Raw genomic sequence first — 17,375 nt, 5'->3', positions numbered from 1 at the left:
GATTGTGCGCCCTCACCCGGGCCTTGCGGCAAGCCCCCCGCCGCGCTATACGTTGAGAGAGGCAGGGAAAGGGCTCGCAAGCTCTCCTTGCCTTTGTGCGTTTTCCGGCCGCGCCTTGCGCCTTCCCAGGCACTCCGTGCACCGTCCCAGGCACTCCGTGCGCCTTCCCGGTCACCCCGTGCGTTTTGGCCCCGAACGATATCCTTGGCCGAGCGCGCCACGGGGGCGCAGAAGGAGTGTGCTCGTGCCAGGCCAACGATCCATCACCGAAGCCGAGAAGCTAGCCGAGGCGAAGCTCGGTGGAATGCAGGTGCGCCATGAGCAGATGGCGGTGGTGGCCAACATCTACCGAGCGGCCTCGGCCGTCCGCCAGCACCTGGAGAACTCGGTGCTCCGCGAGTCCGATCTGACGTGGACCGCGTTCGTCGTGCTCTGGGTGATCTGGGTGTGGGGCGAGTCGGAGACCCGCCATGTGGCCGAGGAGGCGGGGATCTCCAAGGGCACGCTCACCGGTGTGTCCCGGACCCTGGAGACGCGGGGTCTCGTACGGCGTGCCGGGCATCCCAGCGACGGGCGGCTCGTGCTGCTCAGCCTCACGGACGAGGGTGAGGAGCTGATGCGGCGGGTGTTCCCCAAGTTCAACGAGGAAGAGGCCTTCGTCGCCGGGCAGCTCAGCGACGAGGAGTGCCGTGGCGTCGCGGACGCGCTGCGCCGGGTGGTACTCCAGGTCGAGGAGCACGGCGAGGAGCGCCGGCTCGCACTCCTGGACGGCGCGGAACCGGCTCCGCGCCGCAGCGGCCGCCGCCCGAAGGCCTAACCCACCCCCGCTCCCCCGCGCGCCGCGCGCACCAGTGCCTCGAAGAGGCCTCGCTGGGCGGGGTCTTCGTGTGCTGTGTCCTCGGGGTGCCACTGCACTGCGGTGAACCAGCCGCGTGCGCCCGGGAGTTCGAGCGCTTCCACCGTGCCGTCGGCGGCGCGGGCGGTGGCCTTGAGGCCTGAGCCGAGCCGGTCGACGCGCTGGTGGTGGTAGCAGGAGGCGTCCACCTTCTCGGCGCCGGTGGCCTGTTCGAGGAGCGAGTGGCGTTCCACCGACACCGGGTGCACGATGTGCCGGTGTTCGCGCTCGGGGCCGCCCATGTCCTGGTGCAATGTGCCGCCGCGCGCGGTGTTCACGACTTGCAGTCCCCGGCAGACGGCCAGCAGCGGCAGGCCCAAGTGCAGTGCCTGGCGGGCGAGTTCGAGGTCGAAGCTGTCCTGTTCGTCGTCCACGTCGTAGACGCTGGAGTGTGCGGCGGTGGCGCCGTAGCGGTGCGGAGCGATGTCGCCGCCGCCGGGCAGCAGCAGTCCGTCGAAGCGTGCGAGGCGAGCGGCCACCTCGGCGGGGTCTGCCGTGCCGCCGGGTGCGTGCGGGTGGAGGGTGACCGGTTCCCCGCCGGCGTTCCAGACGGCTTCGATCAGGGCGCGGGCGTTGACTTCGGCGGCGTACCGGAGTGCGGACGTGGACGCGGCGAAGCGGGCCGGGACGGCGATGAGCGGGCGCGGTGTCACAGCTGGATCCAGGTGGTCTTGAGTTCGGTGTACTTCTCGAGGGCGTGGGCTGACTTGTCGCGGCCGTTGCCGGACTGCTTCATGCCTCCGAACGGCACGGTGAGGTCGCCCTCCTCGTAGCAGTTGACCCAGACCGTTCCGGCCCTGAGGGCGCGGGAGACCTGGTGGGCGGTGGACAGGTCGGAGGTCCACAGGCCGGCGGCGAGCCCGTACTCGGTGGCGTTGGCGAGGGTCACGGCCTCGTCGAGGTCGTCGAAGGTGAGGACCGACAGGACCGGGCCGAAGATTTCCTCCCGGGCGAGCCGCATCCCGGGGTTCACCTCGTCGAAGACGGTGGGCCGCAGGAAGCTGCCGCCGGTCTCGGTCAGGGTGCGCGTGCCGCCGGTGCGCAACCGGGCGCCTTCGTCGGTGGCGGTGTTGATGTGGTCGAGTACGCGGTCGAGGTGGCTCTCGCCGACCAGGGCGCCCATCTCGGTGGCGGGGTCGAGCGGGTCGCCGACACGTAGTTCCTCGGCGCGGCGCACGATGGCCTCGGTGACACGTTCGGCGACGGAGGTGTGGACGAGGAGGCGCGAGGGTGCGGTGCACATCTCGCCCTGGTTGAAGAAGATGCCCCACGCGGCGGTGGCGGCGGCTTTCTCCAGGTCAGGGGCGTCGGGGAGGATGATGTTGGGTGACTTGCCGCCGAGTTCGAGCCAGACGCGCTTGAGGTTGGAGTCTGCGGCGTAGTGCAGGAAGTGGCGTCCTACGGCGGTCGATCCGGTGAAGGCGAGCACATCTACGTCGGGGTGGAGGCCGAGGGCGCGCCCTGCCGTAGGGCCGTCGCCGGTGACGACGTTCAGGACACCCGGCGGCAGGCCCGCCTCGGTGGCCAGGCGTGCGAGGTGCAGCGCCGACAGGGGTGAGTTCTCCGAAGGCTTGAGGACGACGGTGCAGCCGGCGGCGAGCGCGGGTGCCACCTTCCACGAGGCGAGGGTGAGCGGGAAGTTCCAGGGGACGACCGCGCCGACGACTCCGGCGGGCTCGCGGGTGACAAGGGCGAGGGCGTCGGGTGCGGTGTGCGGGGACTCGTCGGTGAGTTTGTCGGCCAACTGCCCGTAGAAACGGAAGGTGTTGACGGCGGCGCGGAGTTCGATGGCGTACGCGTCCGTGATGGGTTTGCCCATTTCCAGGCTGATGGTGAGGGCGAGCCGGTCGCGCTGTTCCTCGAGGAGGTCGGCGAGGCGGAGGAGGGCGCGGCCCCGGTCGGCGGGGGCGAGGCGCGGCCACGGGCCCTTGTCGAAGGCGCGGCGTGCGGCGGCCACAGCGGCGTCGACCTCGGCCGTGCCGCCGTCGGCGATCCGGGCGAGGACCTGGCCGTCGCGCGGCGAGACGGCGGCGTAGGTGGCTCCGCCGCCGGGTTCGTCGGCGCCGTCGATGTGGTGGACGCCGGACAGGTCCAGCTCCTTGGCGCGGTTCAGCCACTCGTCGTGGGTGAGATCCAGCATGGGTGTGGCCTCCGGCTCACTGAGTACGTTCGATGGGTCGGGGTGCGCCGGCGGCGCACCCCGAGAGGGGTCAGGCCCGCGATCGGACGGCCTTCGCCGCGACGGCGCTCAGGACGAGGACGGCCGGGACGCTGAGCGCCAGCCACGTCGCCGTGGCGGCCGAACCGCCGATCAGCGTCGTGAAGTTGGCGAGGATCACCCAGATCGCGCCCCCGATCCCGAGCGCGCCGAGGGACGGGGCGATCAGGGTGTTCCAGAGCCGGGTGTCCAGGCGCTCGCGCCGGAAGAAGACGATCACCGAGACCGAGGTCAGGAAGTACAGCAGCATCATCGCGAGGACGGCGACGCCGCTGAACCACGAGAACAGGCTGAGTACGGGGTCCTTGCCGAGCAGTGCGAACGGCACGACGAGGAGGAGCGCGAGCGCGGTCTGTACGGTGCCGGCGGCCCGGGGCGAGTGGCGCTGGTTGAGTGCGCAGAGCCTGCGGGGCAGCACACCTTCGCGGCCGAGCGAGAAGAGGTACCGGTTGGCGGAGTTGTGGAAGGCGAGGATGCCCGCGAAGAGCGATGTGGCGAGCAGGACGGGCAGGACGTCGCCCGCCCAGCCGCCGAAGAGGTCGGCTACCGGTGACATGACGAACGCGACGCCGTCACCGCCGGCCAGCGCCTTCCCGGCGGCCGCGCCGGCGTGGGAGGGGCCGTAGGCGGACACGAGCATCCACGAGGTGAAGGCGAAGAACCCGGTGACGACGGCGACCGACAGGTAGGTGGCGCGCGGCACGGTCTTCCTGGGTTCGCGTGCCTCCTCGCCGTAGATCGCGGTGGCCTCGAAGCCGAACATCGACGCCACGGCGAACATGAGCGCCACACCTGGTGCGCCCTGGAGCGCGGCCTTCGGCGAGAAGCTCTGGGCGAACCCGAGCCCTTCCGGTCCGCCGCCCTTGATGAAGGTGACCAGGGAGAACACCAGCAGGATGCTGAACTCCGCGAGGACGAACACCGCGAGCACCTTGGCACCCATCTCGATGCCCGCGGCGCCGAGTATCTGGACGACCAGCATGGTGCCGACGGCCCACACCCACCACGGCGCGTGGAGGCCGGTGTACTGGGCGACCAGCCCGCTCACGATGGACCCGTAGAGCCCGTACATGCCGGCCTGGATCGTGCAGTACGCGAAGAGGGCGACCCCCGCGCTGCCGGTGCCCGTGGTCCGGCCGAGGCCCTTGCCGATGTACGTGTAGAAGGCGCCCGCGTCCACGACGTGGCGGCCCATGGCGACGAAGCCGACCGAGAAGAGGAAGATCACGGCACCGGCGACGGCGTATCCGGCGGGGGCGCCGGCGCCGTTGCCGAGGCCGACCGAGATGGGGAGGGCGCCGGCGATGCCGGTCAGCGGCGCCTGCGCGGAGAGGACGAAGAAGAGGATGCCCACGACGCCGAGGGCGTTGGACTTGAGCTTGCCTGCTGTGGGCGGTGCCTGCACGGTCTCTTGCCTTGTGACCGTCTGACTGTCCACGCGGATCACCTGCCGGAAATGAGGGAGGGGGGCGATTCATTTCAGGCCAAACGAGTTGCCCCATGGTGAGCTGGAACTCGGCGTTTGGCAAGGCCCTGCGGAGTTGTTCCGACCGGGCCTCCGCCTGCCCCCTCGCACGCGTGGGCGGTGAGGGTCAGGCGGGGCCGCCGGAGGGGTCGACGTCAGCGTCGGAGTGGTCGTCACCGGCTTCGGATGGGTCGACGTCAGCGCCGGAGTGGCCGTCACCGGCTTCGGAGGGATCGACGTCAGCGCCGGAGTGGTCGTCGCGGGCTTCGGAGGGGTCGACGTCAGCATCGGAATGGTCGCCGTCAGCGTCAGATGCGGCGCCCGCGTCAGCCCCAGAGTCCGCCCCGAGCATCCGCAGCAGCGACCTGAGCTCCTCCAGCGCGGCTTCCGTCATCTCCGGTTCGCCCAACACCAGTTGATGCAGGACGAGCCCGTCCAGGGCGGCGAAGACGAGCCGCATGAGCGCCGGGCTCGCGTCCTCGGGCAACATGCGGGCCAGCTCGCGCCGGGCCGCGTCGAAGTACTCGTCGTACAGGGTGCGCAGGGGTGGCAGCAGCTCGGGCCTGCGGCGCGACTCCAGCATCAGCTCGTACTGGAACGCCTGCGCGTCCGGGCTCGCCGCGACCATGTCCGAGAGCCCCGCCGCGAAGTCGGCGGTCCTGCCGGTGCCGGACTCCATGGCGCTGCTGTGCAGGCTGGTGTGCACCGTGTGGGCCAGCGCCGCCTCGATGAGCGCGTCACGGGAGCCGAAGTGGTGCACGACCAGGCCGTGCGTGACACCGGCCTCCTCGGCGACCGCGCGGTAGGTGAGCTTGCGCAGCCCACCACGGGCCACCACCCGTACGGCCGCCTTGAGCAGCGCGTCCCGGCCGGCTCCGTAGTCCACCCGTTTACGCGCCTTGCCCTGCGGGCTCGGGCTCTTCTTGTCGTCTGGCGCTTCGGCGGATTCGGTCACGTCTGGGACCCTACCTAGCCTGCGAGGGCGCGCCACATGTGGCGTGGGCCCGCGCTCGGGGTGCCGTCAGCGGCGCGGCGGGCGGATGCCGCGGAACTCCCAGTCGCCGCCGAGCGCGGTCGACAGGACCTCCTCGGACTCGGTGGGCTGGGCGCCCACGTCGGAGCGGATGGGGGTGGGACCGGTGACGATGTGGTTGGTGAGCCTGCCGAGCCCCTCCACCTCGACCTCCACCACGTCGCCGGGCTGTACGGGACGGGAGTTGGCCGGCGTACCGGACAGCAGTACGTCGCCGGGGTACAGCGTGATGGTGCGGGCGATGTCGGCCACGAGGTAGTGCATGTCCCACTCCATCTCGGAGGTGGAGCCGTCCTGCACCAGCTCTCCGTTGACGTAGGTGCGCAGGTACTTGTCGTGGAAGTCCCAGTCGGTGACCAGGCCGGGGCCGAGCGGGCACAGGGTGTCGGAGCCCTTCACCCGGAGCATGGAACCGGCGTCGGTGTCACGGAAGTCGTGCAGGCCGTAGTCGTTGGCGACGGTGTAACCGGCGATGTACTCCCCCGCCTCCTCCGGCGAGATGTTCCGCGCCGTGCGGCCGATCACGATCGCCACCTCACCCTCGTAGTTGAGCCACTTGCAGCCCTCGGGGCGGACGATCGCGCCCTGGTGGGAGTTGAGCGCCGAGGTCGGCTTGTGGAAGTACGTGGGTGTGGGCGTGAGCTGGATCTGGAACTCGTCTACGCGGCTGCGGTGGTTGAGGTGGACGGCGACGACCTTCGACGGGACGACCGGCGGGAGGTGCCGGGCGTCGTCGATCTTGACGCGGCGGCCGTCACCGGCGACCAGTTCGTCGTCCTCGCGGCGGACCTGGACGGCCGCGCCGTCCAGCAGGATGCGGCGGTACTCGGGCATGGCGGGGCTCCTAGGCGCGGCTGTGCGGGTTACGGGGGGCGGGGCGTGCGGGCAGGCCGTCGGCGGTCAAGGCGTCGGTGTTCCGGTCTTCGCCGGTCCAGCCGTCGGCCGGGCGGTCGAACCAGAGGTGGACCTGGCCGGTGCCGATCGAGTTCTCGTACTCGCCGTACTGGCGGGCCCGGGCGACGCAGGCACGCTCGCCGAGGGCGCCCGCCATCATGATGTAGTGGAAGAACTTGGCCTCGGGCTTGAACTTCCAGAACTCGTCCATGGTGTCGAGGACCTTGTCGTGACGGCCCTCCTTGAACCACGCGATGCGTTCGTGGTCGGCGTCGCGTGCCTCGGGGGTGAAGATGTGCGCGGGGTCGCTCGACTCGTGGTCACGGAGTTGGCGCAGCGGCCAGAACGTGTGCGAGAGGGCTCCGGAGGCGACGATCAGGACGCGGCGCCCCGGGGTGGCCGCGATGCCGTCGGCGAGCGCGCGGCCGAGGCGCAGGTGGTCCTCCATGTCGCCGGTCTGGCAGACACCGATGGTGACCCACCTCTTGTCGGGCAGGCCCTCGCCGAGGAACTTCCACAGGTTGGTGGTGGCGTAGTAGACGGGCAGGTACGGGTCGTCGATCGGAGTGATCCACGTGCCGTGCTTGTCCGCGAACTTGGCGATGTTCTCGGCGAGTTCGGGGTCGCCGGGGAAGTCGTACGGCATCCGGCACATGCCGCGCGGCAGCTCTTCGGAGGTGAAGAGGCCGGCCCTGCGCGGCTGCGCGGTGACGACGAACTCGACGGTGGTGGCCCAGTGCGAGTCCAGGACGACGACGGTGTCGTAGTCGTCCCGCTCGAAGACGTCGCGCCGCAGTTCGTTCAGTCCGGTGACGAGGGTGATCTCCTTGCCCTCGTTCAGTTCGAACCGTGTCTCCTGCGGGAGCACGATGGTGGGGACATGGGCGAGCAGACCCGCCCCGACGATCTCACCCATGGTCCCGCCACCCCTTCGGCGCGGTCACGGTGTTCTTCAGGTCGCAGTAGAAGTCGAAGCTCCAGGTGCCACCTTCACGCCCGACCCCGGAGTGCCGGGAGCCGCCGAAGGGTGCCTGAAGGTCGCGTACGAAGAAGCAGTTGACCCAGACGGTGCCGGCCACGAGCTGTGCGGTGACGCGGTCGGCGCGCGCCTTGTCGCCGGTGGCGAGGGTGGCGGCGAGGCCGAAGCGGGTGTCGTTGGCCAGGCGGACCGCCTCGTCCTCGTCGGTGAAGGTCTGGAGGGTCAGGACGGGGCCGAAGACCTCTTCCTGGACGATCTCGGAGTCCTGGGCGACGTCGGTGAGCAGGGTCGGCGTGTAGAACTGACCCTCGCCCCGGTGGCCGCCGATGACGGCGCGCGCCCCGGCCGACAGGGCCCGCTGCACGAAGCCGTCGATCTTCTCCAGCTGGCGGGGGTGGATGTTGGGCCCGATGTCGGTGGCCTCGTCACGCGGGTCGCCCTGTCGCAGGGCCGAAGCCTTCTCGGTGAAGCGCCGGGTGAACTCCTCCGCGATCGTCTCTTCTACGAGGATGCGTGTCGCTGCCAGACACACCTGGCCCGCGTTGTCGTACTGCTCGACGGCGAGGTCCACGGCGAGGTCGAGGTCAGCGTCGGCGAACACCAACAGCGGTGACTTTCCGCCGAGTTCGAAGCTGGCGGGGGCCAGGTTGGCGGCAGCGGCGGCCGCGATGGTCTTCGCGGTGGGCACCGAGCCGGTGAAGCTGATGCGGCGTACGTCGGGGTGGGAGACGAGGGCGCTGCCGGCTTCGGCGCCGTAGCCCTGCACGACGTTGAAGACGCCTGCGGGGAGTCCCGCCTCGGCGGCGATGTCGGCGAACAGGGAGGCGGTGAGCGGTGACCACTCGGCGGGCTTGAGGATCACCGTGTTGCCCGCGGCGAGCGCCGGGGCGATCTTCCAGGTGGCGAGCATCAGGGGCGCGTTCCACGGCGTGATGAGCACGCAGGGGCCTGCCGGGTCCCAGGTGACGTGGTTGGTGTGGCCGCGTGTGTCGAAGTCGTCGTGGCCGAGCTCCAGGAGCCAGTCGGCGAAGAAGCGGAAGTTGTGGGCCACGCGGGGCATCACACCGCGCCGGTGGGAGCGCAGAAGGGCGCCGTTGTCGTGGGTCTCGACGATCGCCAGGTCCTCGATGCGCTTCTCCACCCCGTCGGCGACGGCGTGCAGAATGCGGGCCCGCTCGGCGGGCGGGGTGGCCGCCCAGCCGGGGAACGCGGCGCGGGCGGCGGCGACGGCCGCCGAGGCCTCGGCGGCCGTGCCACAGGCGATCTCACCGAGGACGCTCCCGTCGATCGGCGAGTGGTCGGTGAAGGTGTCGGCGGAGGCGACGCGCTCGCCGCCGATCCAGTGCCAGGTGTCGACGTCCACCCCGGCCACGGTGAGGGTGTGCGCCCTCACGTCAGCACTCATGTCGGCACTCGTGTCAGCACTCATGTCAGCACTCATGTCCAGTCTCCAAGCAGCGTACGGAACAAGGGGGTTACTCGGCCTTCACTCGGCCTCGGACGTGCCGGATTCGAGGAGGGTGCCGCCGTCCCACACCACACCGACCTGCCGGTAGTAGGCGGCGATCGGTTCGCGGATCTCAAGGCGGGCCAGCTCCTCCGTGGGCGCCTCGAAGAGTTCGAGGTCGGCGTCGCCGACCCATGCCTGGCCCGCCTCGAAGGACGCGGCGCCGGTCTCGATCAGCTCGTCGAGGGCGAGGCCCTTGCCCTTCTCGATCGACGGGAGCCAGCGGTGGTGGGCCATCGGGTGACCGTTCACGAAGCCGTTGGTCTCCGACGGCTCGCGCAGGGTGACCACGGCCTGGGCGAGGCGCCGGTCGGCCGCGGCGAGGGTGGCCCCGAAGCGGGCACCTGCCTCGATGCGCGGGGCGGGCCCGTAGGGGTGCGGGCGGGTCTGGTGGATGGAGCCGAGCTTCTTCGGGTAGCCCTGGTGCAGGCCGCGCGCGATGGCGAAGTCCTTGTCGACCCAGATGTACACGCACCGCGAGTAGGTGCGCCCCTTGTACTGGCAGCGCACGACCGCGAACGCCTCCTTGTACTGGGCGCGCACCGGGTCGAGCAGTTCGTCCCCGGCGGCCGCGCACGACTGCCAGTCTGCCCAGATCAGCGCGACGGCGCCGGGGTCCTCGTCGGCCAACTCCAGTGGTTCGGGCAGGAGTTCACGTACCCGGGCCGGGTCGGTGCGGTATTCGACGGTGAGCAGGTCGCCGGAGTAGTGCCACGGCGGGGAGGGGATCAGCGAGGCCTCGCCGGTCGCCGTCTTTGGGTGGAAGTAACCACGGACGCTGGCCATGACAGGGGTTCCTTACGAGGTGAGGGCGGGCTGCGCGAGGAGCTGGGCGCGGTAGCGGGCGGCGCCGGTGGTGGCGGCGTGGCCGCCGAGCGCTACCACCCCGACGAGGCGGTCGTCGGCGTGGTAGCCCACGAGGACGTCGCCGTCGGGGTCGCCGTCCAGGACGCGGGCGTCGGCGGTGCCGAGGGCGGGCGCGCCGAACGACTGCAGCCTGAATTCGTGCTGGTCGCTCCAGAAGGTGGGCAGCGGGGCGAACGGCGCGCCCGGCGCGGGCGTCCCTGCGAGGTGGGCCACCAGGGTCTTCGCGGCGTGCTTGGCGGTGTCGGTGGGGATCGACCAGTGCTCGACGCGGCGGGGTACGCCGTCGTAGCGGGCGTTGGGGAAGCGGGCCACGTCACCGACGGCGACGACGTGCGGGTGGCCGCCGACGCGCAGGTGTTCGTCGGTGAGGACGCCGTCGGTGAGGTCGAGGCCGTTGCCGTCGAGCCATTCGGTGTTGGCGATCGAGCCGACCGACTCGACGACGACGTCGGCCGGTAGGACCGTTCCGTCACTCAGGACGACTCCGGTCACCCGGTCCTCGCCCTCGAAGCCTGCGACGCCCACACCGAGGGCGAAGCGCACTCCGCGTTCCTCGTGGCGCCGGTGCAGCGAGCGGGCCAGGAGTTCTCCGAGCGGGCGGAGCATGGGCAGCGGCTCGGGGTCGACCACGGTGACCTCGGTGACGCCGAGGCCCTTGGCGGTGGCGGCGACCTCGCAGCCGATGAAGCCCGCGCCGACGACGACCACGCGGACGCCGGGCCGGGTCAGTTCACCGCGCAGGGCCTGGGCGTCGGCGAGGGTCCGTACGGTGTGGCGGCCGCTGTCCGGACCCGAGGGACCTGCGCAGCGGAGCCTGCGCGGGCGCATTCCGGTGGCGATGACCAGGCCGTCGAAGGCGAGTTCCGTCCCGTCGTCCAGGACGACGGTCCGCTCGTCGAGGCACGCCGAGCGGACACCGGTGCCGAGGCGCCACTCGACGTCCGCCGTGCTGGCCCGGGGCGTGAAGGCCAGTGACTCGAACGGCGTGGCGCCGGCAAGGACGTCCTTGCTGAGCGGGGGCCGGTTGTACGGCATGTGGGGCTCGTCCCCGACGACTGTGATCGCCCCGGTCCAGCCGGCGGCGCGCAGCTGTTCGGCGGCGCGCAGACCGCCCATCGAGGCGCCGGCGACGACGACGCGCCCCGGGCCGGGGGCCTCGTGCGGCGTGGCGGTCATGTCAGGCCTCGATCCGGATGGCCTGCAGCGGACAGACGTCGGCGGCCTCCTCGACCTCGTCGCGCAGCGCGTCGTCGGGGTCACTCACGTAGGCGAGGCGGCCGTTGTCGTCCAGCTGGAAGACGTCAGGGGCCGAGAAGACGCACTGTCCGTGGTCCTGGCATTTGTTCATGTCGACGACGACCTTCATGGCCGGTCCTCCTGGAGGTGAGGGCGTCGGGGCGCACCGGGGGAAATGGGGCCCGGCTCCGTGGCCGGGCCCCGGCCAAAGGGGTGCATGTCCTTAGGCGGACAGCCGCTGGCGGGACTCGCACCCCCAACTCGTTTGGCTTCAAACAACGTAGGAGCCGGACGGGCCCTGGTCAAGAGCTATCCAGATGGATAAATTCTTACCCCGCACCCCTTGCGGACGTCGGCGGTCATCCATACCGTTTGGCATCAAACAGCAGGCGAAGCGGCCCCGAGCGGCCGACGCTCCCGCCTCGCCGCCGGCACCTCACCCGGTGAGCCACCACGCCCCTCACCGGGTGCGCACCCCGCACCTCACCGGGTGGGACACCCCGCCCCCACCGGGTGGGACGCCCCGCCGGCCACCACGCCCCGTTCACATCCGCCGAGGAGACATCGGTGAGCGCTCAAGACACCCCAGAACTCCGCCCGACCATGGACCGGCTCGCCGCCGGAGGCATAGACGTGGTCCGGGTGACGTATCCCGACCTCATCGGCACCGACCGCGCCCGCGACGTCCTGCTCGACCACCTGCCCTCGGCCCGCGAGCACGGCCTCGCCTTCTGCCGCGCCGTCTACCACACCAGCCCGCGCGGCGATGTCGTGCCGGTCGCGGGCGGGCTCGACGCCGGTCTGCCCGACGTGACCGTGCGCCCCGACCTCGCCACCGTCCGCGCCCTCCCCTGGGAGCCCGGCGTCGCCTGGTGCCTGGGCGAGACGACCGACCCCGCGACGGGCGTCCACAGCCCGGAGTCGCCGCGCGACCTGCTGCGTTCCGTGCTCGCCCGCTGCGAGCAGGTCGGCCTGCGCCCGATCATCGGCCCCGAGCTGGAGTACTTCCTGCTCGACCCCGACGCGGCGGCCCCGTCCGGCTGGCGCCGCTACGGTCAGGGCGTCGCCGGTGTCGTCTACACGGCGGGCCTGCGCGCCGACGCCGACAACCACCTGCTGCCCGCCCTGCGCAAGCTCCGCGACCTCGACATCGGTGTGACCACCGGGAACCACGAGTTCGACGCCGGACAGTTCGAGATCAACCTCCACCACTCGGAGGCCATGGACGCCGCCGACCGCGCGTTCCTCTTCAAGGCGGCGATCAAGGAACTCGCCCGCCAGGAAGGGAAGTTGGCCACCTTCATGGCCAAGCCCTTCAACGACGCGGGCGGCTCCGGCTTCCATCTCCACTTCTCCGCCGAGACCACGGGTGACGCCGGGACCGACGCCGGTGGCCCTGGGACCGAGCCGGGCCGCAACGCCTTCGACGACCCCTCCGGCGCCTACGGCCTCGCGGACACCGCCCGCCACGCCGTCGCCGGAATCCTCGCCCACGCGCCCGCGCTCGCGGCCCTGCTCAACCCGACCGTCAACTCCTACAAGCGCTTCGGGCCCGACACCCTCGCGCCCTGGCTGGTCGACTGGGGCCTCGACAACCGCAGCGCCATGGTCCGCGTGCCGCCCGAGCGCGGCTCCGGCGCCCGCCTGGAGCTGCGGCTCGGCGACGCCAGCGCCAACCCGTACCTCGCGATCGCGGGCCTCTGCGCCGCCGCCCTCCTCGGCATCCAGGAGGGCAAGGAGCCGCCCGCACCGCTGGAGGGCTACGGCTACGACCCCGAGAAGTCCCCGCTGCTGCCGACGACGCTGCCCGCCGCGCTCGACGCCCTGGAGGCGGACGACGCGCTGACCGAAGTCCTCGGCAAGGGCTTCACCACGTCGTTCCTCAGCTACAAGCGCAACGAGGTCGACCGCTTCAACCACCACGTCACGGACTGGGAGTTCGCCGAGTACTCCTACCACCTCTGACCGGCCGCACCACCTTCAGGAGCACCCATGACCACCCACACGACCCAGTCCGCCGGCCAGGCCGCGGCGATCGAGCCGATGGCGCTCGCCGACGTCGACCTCGCCGACCTCGACAACTTCACCGACGGCGTCACCCCGTGGCGCATGTTCCACACCCTGCGCCACGAGGACCCGGTCCACTGGCAGCCCGAGGACGCGCCCAACTCCGGTTTCTGGGCGGTCACCCGGCACGAGGACATCGCCCGTGTCGACCGCGACGCCGAGACGTTCACGTCCACGAAGTTCGTGAACCTCGAAGAGGTCGACGAGGACCAGATCAAGACGCGCGCCTCCATCCTGGAGCTCGACGGTGTGCGCCACCGCGCCATGCGCAGCCTGCTCCAGCGCCAGTTCGGCGCGAGCGTCATCAACAGCTACGCGGACTTCCTGCGCGGCCTCACCGCCAGCACCCTGGACTCGGCGCTCGCCAAGGGCAGCTTCGACTTCGTCAAGGAGGTGTCGGCGGACTTCCCCATCAACGTACTGGCCCGCCTCCTGGATGTGCCCCCGGAGGACAACCAGCAGCTCATCGACTGGGGCAACCGCATCATCGGCAACACCGACCCCGACTACGCGGACGTGCTCCTCGGCAGCGAGGAGAGCGAGAAGTACCGCCACCTCCCGTTCCGTTCCCCCGCGTCCCTCGAAGTCTTCGAGTACGGGCGGGAGTTGGCGCGCCGGCGGCGCGGCGGCAACGGCACCGACCTGGTGTCCAAGCTCGTCAACGAGACCCCGCGCGACGGGGTGCCGCTGTCCGCGCAGGACTTCGACAACTACTTCCTGCTCCTCGTGGTGGCCGGCAACGAGACCACCCGGCACACCATCAGCCACTCCATGCTGGCGCTCCTCCAGCACCCCGAGCAGCTGGCCCGCCTCCAGGAGGACCCCTCCCTCATCCCGACGGCCGTCGAGGAGTTCCTGCGCTGGGCCTCCCCCGTCTACCACTTCCGCCGCACCGCGACCCGCGACGTCGAACTCGGCGGCAAGCAGGTGAAGGAGGGCGACAAGGTCGTCATGTGGTACGCGTCCGGCAACCGCGACGAGAAGGTCTTCGGCAACCCGTACGACTTCGACGTCACCCGTACCGACAACGACCACGTCACCTTCGGCAAGGGCAGCCCGCACCTGTGCCTGGGCAATCTGCTCGCCCGTACCGAGATCCGCATCATGTTCGAGGAACTGATCCCGCGCCTGTCCGGCATCCGCCTCACCGCCGACGTCCCGCGCGTCCGCTCGAACTTCGTCAACGGCATCAAGAAGCTCCCGGTGGAGGTCACGCTGGCGTGACACCCATGGCCTCACCGGCCTGATACCCATGGATCCGCCGCACGGGAGGGCGGCGGATCACTCCTCCGCCGTGCCGATCCGTGCTCAGGTGGTGACAATGGGCTCGTCGGCTGTGCGCGCCCCGGGTCAGGAGTTACGTCGATGGCTACCGGACACCAGGACCGTACGGGTCGCCTGCGCGCGTGGATGCTCGAGGGCCTGTCCGACATGGCCAAGACCCCGCAGCCAGGGGCGCCGCAGGTAGAGGCGGAGCCGCCGCACAAGGGGCAGCCCTGGTGGCGCGTGATGTGTCTGACCGGCGTCGACTACTTCTCGACCCTCGGCTACCAGCCCGGCATCGCCGCTCTCGCGGCCGGGCTGCTGTCGCCGATCGCCACCATCGTGCTGGTGATCGTCACTCTGGTGGGCGCACTGCCGGTCTACCGCCGGGTCGCCGAGGAGAGCCCGCACGGCGCCGGCTCGATCGCGATGCTGGAGCGGCTGCTGTCCTTCTGGAAGGGCAAGCTGTTCGTCCTCACGCTGCTCGGCTTCGCCGCCACCGACTTCCTCATCACCATCACCCTGTCGTCGGCGGACGCTTCCACCCACCTGGTGGAGAACCCGCATCTGACGAGCACCCTGCACAACAGTCAGATGGTCATCACGCTCGTCCTGATCGCGTTGCTGGGAGCGGTGTTCCTCAAGGGGTTCCTGGAGGCGATCGGCGTCGCGTTCGTCCTCGTCGGCATCTATCTCGCGCTCAACGTCGTGGTCGTGATCAGCGGGGTCTACCACGTGGTCACGCAGGGCCATGTGATCACCGACTGGGCCACCGCGCTCACCGCCGAGCACGGCAACGCCCTCGCCATGATCGGCGTGGCCCTCCTCGTCTTCCCCAAGCTGGCGCTCGGCCTCTCCGGGTTCGAGACCGGCGTGGCGGTCATGCCGCATGTGAAGGGTGACGCCACCGATACGGAGGTGAGCCCCAAGGGACGTATCCGGGGTGCCAAGAAGCTGCTGACGACCGCCGCGGTGATCATGAGTATCTTCCTGGTCTTCACGAGCTTCATCACCACGCTCCTCATCCCGGAGAAGGAGTTCAAGCCGGGCGGCGCGGCCAACGGCCGCGCGCTCGCCTACCTCGCCCACGAGTACCTGGGAAGCGGCTTCGGCACGGTCTACGACATCTCGACCATCGCGATCCTCTGGTTCGCCGGGGCGTCCGCGATGGCGGGGCTCCTCAACCTGATGCCGCGCTACCTGCCCCGCTACGGCATGGCCCCGCACTGGGCCCGGGCCGTACGCCCCATGGTCATCGTCTTCACCCTCGTCGCGTTCCTCGTCACCTGGATCTTCGACGCCAACGTCGACAAGCAGGGCGGCGCGTACGCGACCGGCGTCCTCGTCCTGATCAGCTCGGCCGCGATCGCCGTGACCATCGCCGCCCGCAAGGCCAGGCAGCGCAGATGGACCATCGGGTTCGGCGTCATCGCCGCCGTCTTCCTCTACACCACGGTCGTGAACGTCATCGAGCGCCCCGACGGCGTGAAGATCGGTGCCTGCTTCATCGCCGGCATCATCCTCGTCTCACTGGCCTCCCGGCTCGCCCGCGCCTTCGAACTGCGCGTGACCAGCGTGACCCTGGACAACCTGGCGGAGCGGTTCGTCCGGGACATCGCTCACCGCCGCATCCGGTTCGTCGCCAACGAGCCCGACAACCGGGACCTCACCGAGTACCGCGAGAAGATCGACCAGACGCGCCACGACAACGACGTCCCGGCCCACGAGGACTTCGTCTTCGTGGAGGTGACGGTGCTCGACCCGTCGGAGTTCGAAAGCAGCCTGAACGTCCGCGGCGAGGTGATGCACGGCCGCTACCGCGTCCTGACCCTGGAAAGCTCGTCCGTCCCCAACGCCCTGGCGGCCCTCCTCCTCCACGTCCGCGACCTCACCGGCCAGAACCCGCACATCTACTTCGAATGGACGGAAGGCAACCCGTTCGCCAACTTCCTCCGCTTCTTCCTCTTCGGCCAGGGCGAGGTGGCCCCGGTAACCCGAGAAGTCCTCCGAGAAGCCGAACCGGACCGATCCCGCCGGCCTCGGGTGCACGTGGGCTGAACCGGGCCTCGTCCGAGAGACCGGCTCACCTGGGGTCCTTCCACCAGACGAAGACCTCGGTGTCCGGATGGACCACGGAGAACAGCCCCACCGGCGATGCCGCCCACAACAGCCCTCGCAATTCCGCCTCAAACGCGTCGCGCTGGTCGCCGAACAGGTGGGGCGCCGAGAACGACTTCGAGAACACCCCTGCCACGACGTCGTCCACGGTGCGTTCCAGCGCCTGCCCACCCGCAATCACGCGGTGCTCAGGGCCGAAGAATCCCGCCCGCCGGTACACCTCGGCCTCACCACCCCGTGTGCCGTCCGGCAGCACGCCCTGCCCGGCGCGCCGCACGGGCCCCAGCCAGCGCTTCACCAAAGCCCCGAGAGCCGCGTCGGGCACACCCGGATAGGGCAGTTCACCCTTCGCCGGACTCGGCGAGCTCAGGTCGGTGACGTGTACGAGCGCCCCGCCCGGCCGGAGCATGTCCCTGATGGCCACCGCCACCCGATCACGGTCCATCCAATGGAAGGACTGGCCGAAGGTGGCGATGTCGAACGTCTCCAGGCCGCCCGGCAGTTCCTCGGCACGGGCCTGCACCCAGCTCGTCTTCCCGGCGACACCCTGCGCGGCCGCGTCGCGCGTGGCCTCGGCGATCATCCCGCCGTCGGGGTCCACACCGACGACTTCGCGGAACAGGTGCGCCAGCCCGAGCGCGAGGGTCCCCGGACCGCATCCGACGTCGACGAGTCGTCCTCGCCCGTCGAGTTCCAGCATCTGGGCGAGCACATCCGCCAGTTCAGAGGCGTACGGCAGCCGGCCGCGCCGGTAGTACGAGGCCGCCCCTGCGAACAAGGTCTCGTCCCATTCCCACTCGTCAGACACCGTCCTGCCTCCTTTCGCCGCATCT

14 protein-coding genes and 1 pseudogene are annotated in these 17,375 nt (G+C 70.5%); 4 read left to right on the top strand and 11 right to left on the bottom strand.

What is annotated here, in order from left to right; translation table 11 throughout:
- Positions 1-244 precede the first annotated feature (244 nt).
- On the top strand, positions 245-817 hold the full coding sequence (locus ABZ893_RS22830) for a MarR family transcriptional regulator (RefSeq protein ID WP_361406757.1): 573 nt from the start codon (positions 245-247) through the stop codon (positions 815-817).
- Here the strand turns inward: ABZ893_RS22830 and ABZ893_RS22825 are convergent.
- The 10 genes and pseudogenes from ABZ893_RS22825 to ABZ893_RS22780 form a co-directional block, all read right to left on the bottom strand.
- Complete coding sequence (locus tag ABZ893_RS22825; RefSeq protein WP_361406755.1) at positions 814-1,548, bottom strand: gamma-glutamyl-gamma-aminobutyrate hydrolase family protein; 735 nt, start codon at positions 1,546-1,548, stop codon at positions 814-816. The two genes, ABZ893_RS22830 and ABZ893_RS22825, sit on opposite strands and share 4 nt — an antisense overlap.
- The gene (locus ABZ893_RS22820; protein WP_361406753.1) at positions 1,545-3,035 is read right to left on the bottom strand and encodes an aldehyde dehydrogenase; all 1,491 of its coding nucleotides are present in this window, start codon (positions 3,033-3,035) and stop codon (positions 1,545-1,547) included. The genes ABZ893_RS22825 and ABZ893_RS22820 overlap by 4 nt, the downstream gene beginning before the upstream one ends.
- A gap of 70 nt (positions 3,036-3,105) precedes the next feature.
- A complete protein-coding gene (locus ABZ893_RS22815) occupies positions 3,106-4,551 on the bottom strand; it encodes an APC family permease (protein WP_361406751.1) in 1,446 nt (481 codons plus the stop codon).
- A 355-nt stretch (positions 4,552-4,906) separates the two neighbouring features.
- Positions 4,907-5,533 (bottom strand): annotated as a pseudogene (locus ABZ893_RS22810) (TetR family transcriptional regulator); the annotation flags it as partial.
- 66 nt (positions 5,534-5,599) lie between these two features.
- Complete coding sequence (locus tag ABZ893_RS22805) at positions 5,600-6,445, bottom strand: fumarylacetoacetate hydrolase family protein (RefSeq protein ID WP_361406749.1); 846 nt, start codon at positions 6,443-6,445, stop codon at positions 5,600-5,602.
- Between the two features lie 10 nt (positions 6,446-6,455).
- A complete protein-coding gene (locus ABZ893_RS22800; RefSeq protein ID WP_361406747.1) occupies positions 6,456-7,421 on the bottom strand; it encodes a 3,4-dihydroxyphenylacetate 2,3-dioxygenase in 966 nt (321 codons plus the stop codon).
- Positions 7,414-8,889: an aldehyde dehydrogenase gene (locus ABZ893_RS22795; RefSeq protein WP_361406745.1), complete on the bottom strand. Its 1,476-nt coding sequence runs from the start codon at positions 8,887-8,889 to the stop codon at positions 7,414-7,416. Before ABZ893_RS22795 ends, ABZ893_RS22800 begins: the two co-directional genes overlap by 8 nt.
- A gap of 81 nt (positions 8,890-8,970) precedes the next feature.
- Positions 8,971-9,777, bottom strand: coding sequence for an acetoacetate decarboxylase family protein (locus tag ABZ893_RS22790; RefSeq protein ID WP_361406744.1), 807 nt, complete (start codon positions 9,775-9,777; stop codon positions 8,971-8,973).
- Between the two features lie 12 nt (positions 9,778-9,789).
- A complete protein-coding gene (locus tag ABZ893_RS22785; protein ID WP_361406742.1) occupies positions 9,790-11,034 on the bottom strand; it encodes an FAD/NAD(P)-binding oxidoreductase in 1,245 nt (414 codons plus the stop codon).
- Between the two features lies 1 nt (position 11,035).
- Positions 11,036-11,224 (bottom strand): ferredoxin, encoded by a 189-nt coding sequence (locus tag ABZ893_RS22780; protein WP_361406740.1) that lies wholly within the window; start codon positions 11,222-11,224, stop codon positions 11,036-11,038.
- 437 nt (positions 11,225-11,661) lie between these two features.
- On the opposite strand from ABZ893_RS22780, the gene ABZ893_RS22775 reads away from it, so the two are divergent.
- The 3 genes from ABZ893_RS22775 (at position 11,662) to ABZ893_RS22765 (ending at position 16,482) form a co-directional block, all read left to right on the top strand.
- On the top strand, positions 11,662-13,059 hold the full coding sequence (locus ABZ893_RS22775) for a glutamine synthetase family protein (RefSeq protein WP_361406738.1): 1,398 nt from the start codon (positions 11,662-11,664) through the stop codon (positions 13,057-13,059).
- 27 nt (positions 13,060-13,086) lie between these two features.
- Positions 13,087-14,385, top strand: a complete 1,299-nt coding sequence (locus ABZ893_RS22770; protein WP_361406736.1) for a cytochrome P450 — start codon at positions 13,087-13,089, stop codon at positions 14,383-14,385.
- Positions 14,386-14,526: 141 nt separating this feature from the next.
- Complete coding sequence (locus tag ABZ893_RS22765) at positions 14,527-16,482, top strand: amino acid transporter (protein WP_361406734.1); 1,956 nt, start codon at positions 14,527-14,529, stop codon at positions 16,480-16,482.
- Positions 16,483-16,507: 25 nt separating this feature from the next.
- On the opposite strand, the gene ABZ893_RS22760 is transcribed toward ABZ893_RS22765, so the two are convergent.
- Positions 16,508-17,350 (bottom strand): class I SAM-dependent methyltransferase, encoded by an 843-nt coding sequence (locus tag ABZ893_RS22760; protein WP_361406732.1) that lies wholly within the window; start codon positions 17,348-17,350, stop codon positions 16,508-16,510.
- Positions 17,351-17,375 lie beyond the last annotated feature (25 nt).

This window comes from Streptomyces sp. NPDC046821 (assembly GCF_040645335.1).
Classification (GTDB): Bacteria; Actinomycetota; Actinomycetes; order Streptomycetales; family Streptomycetaceae; genus Streptomyces.
The sequence above is the reverse complement of the archived record's forward strand: the minus strand, read 5'-3'. Positions and strand labels throughout refer to the sequence as shown.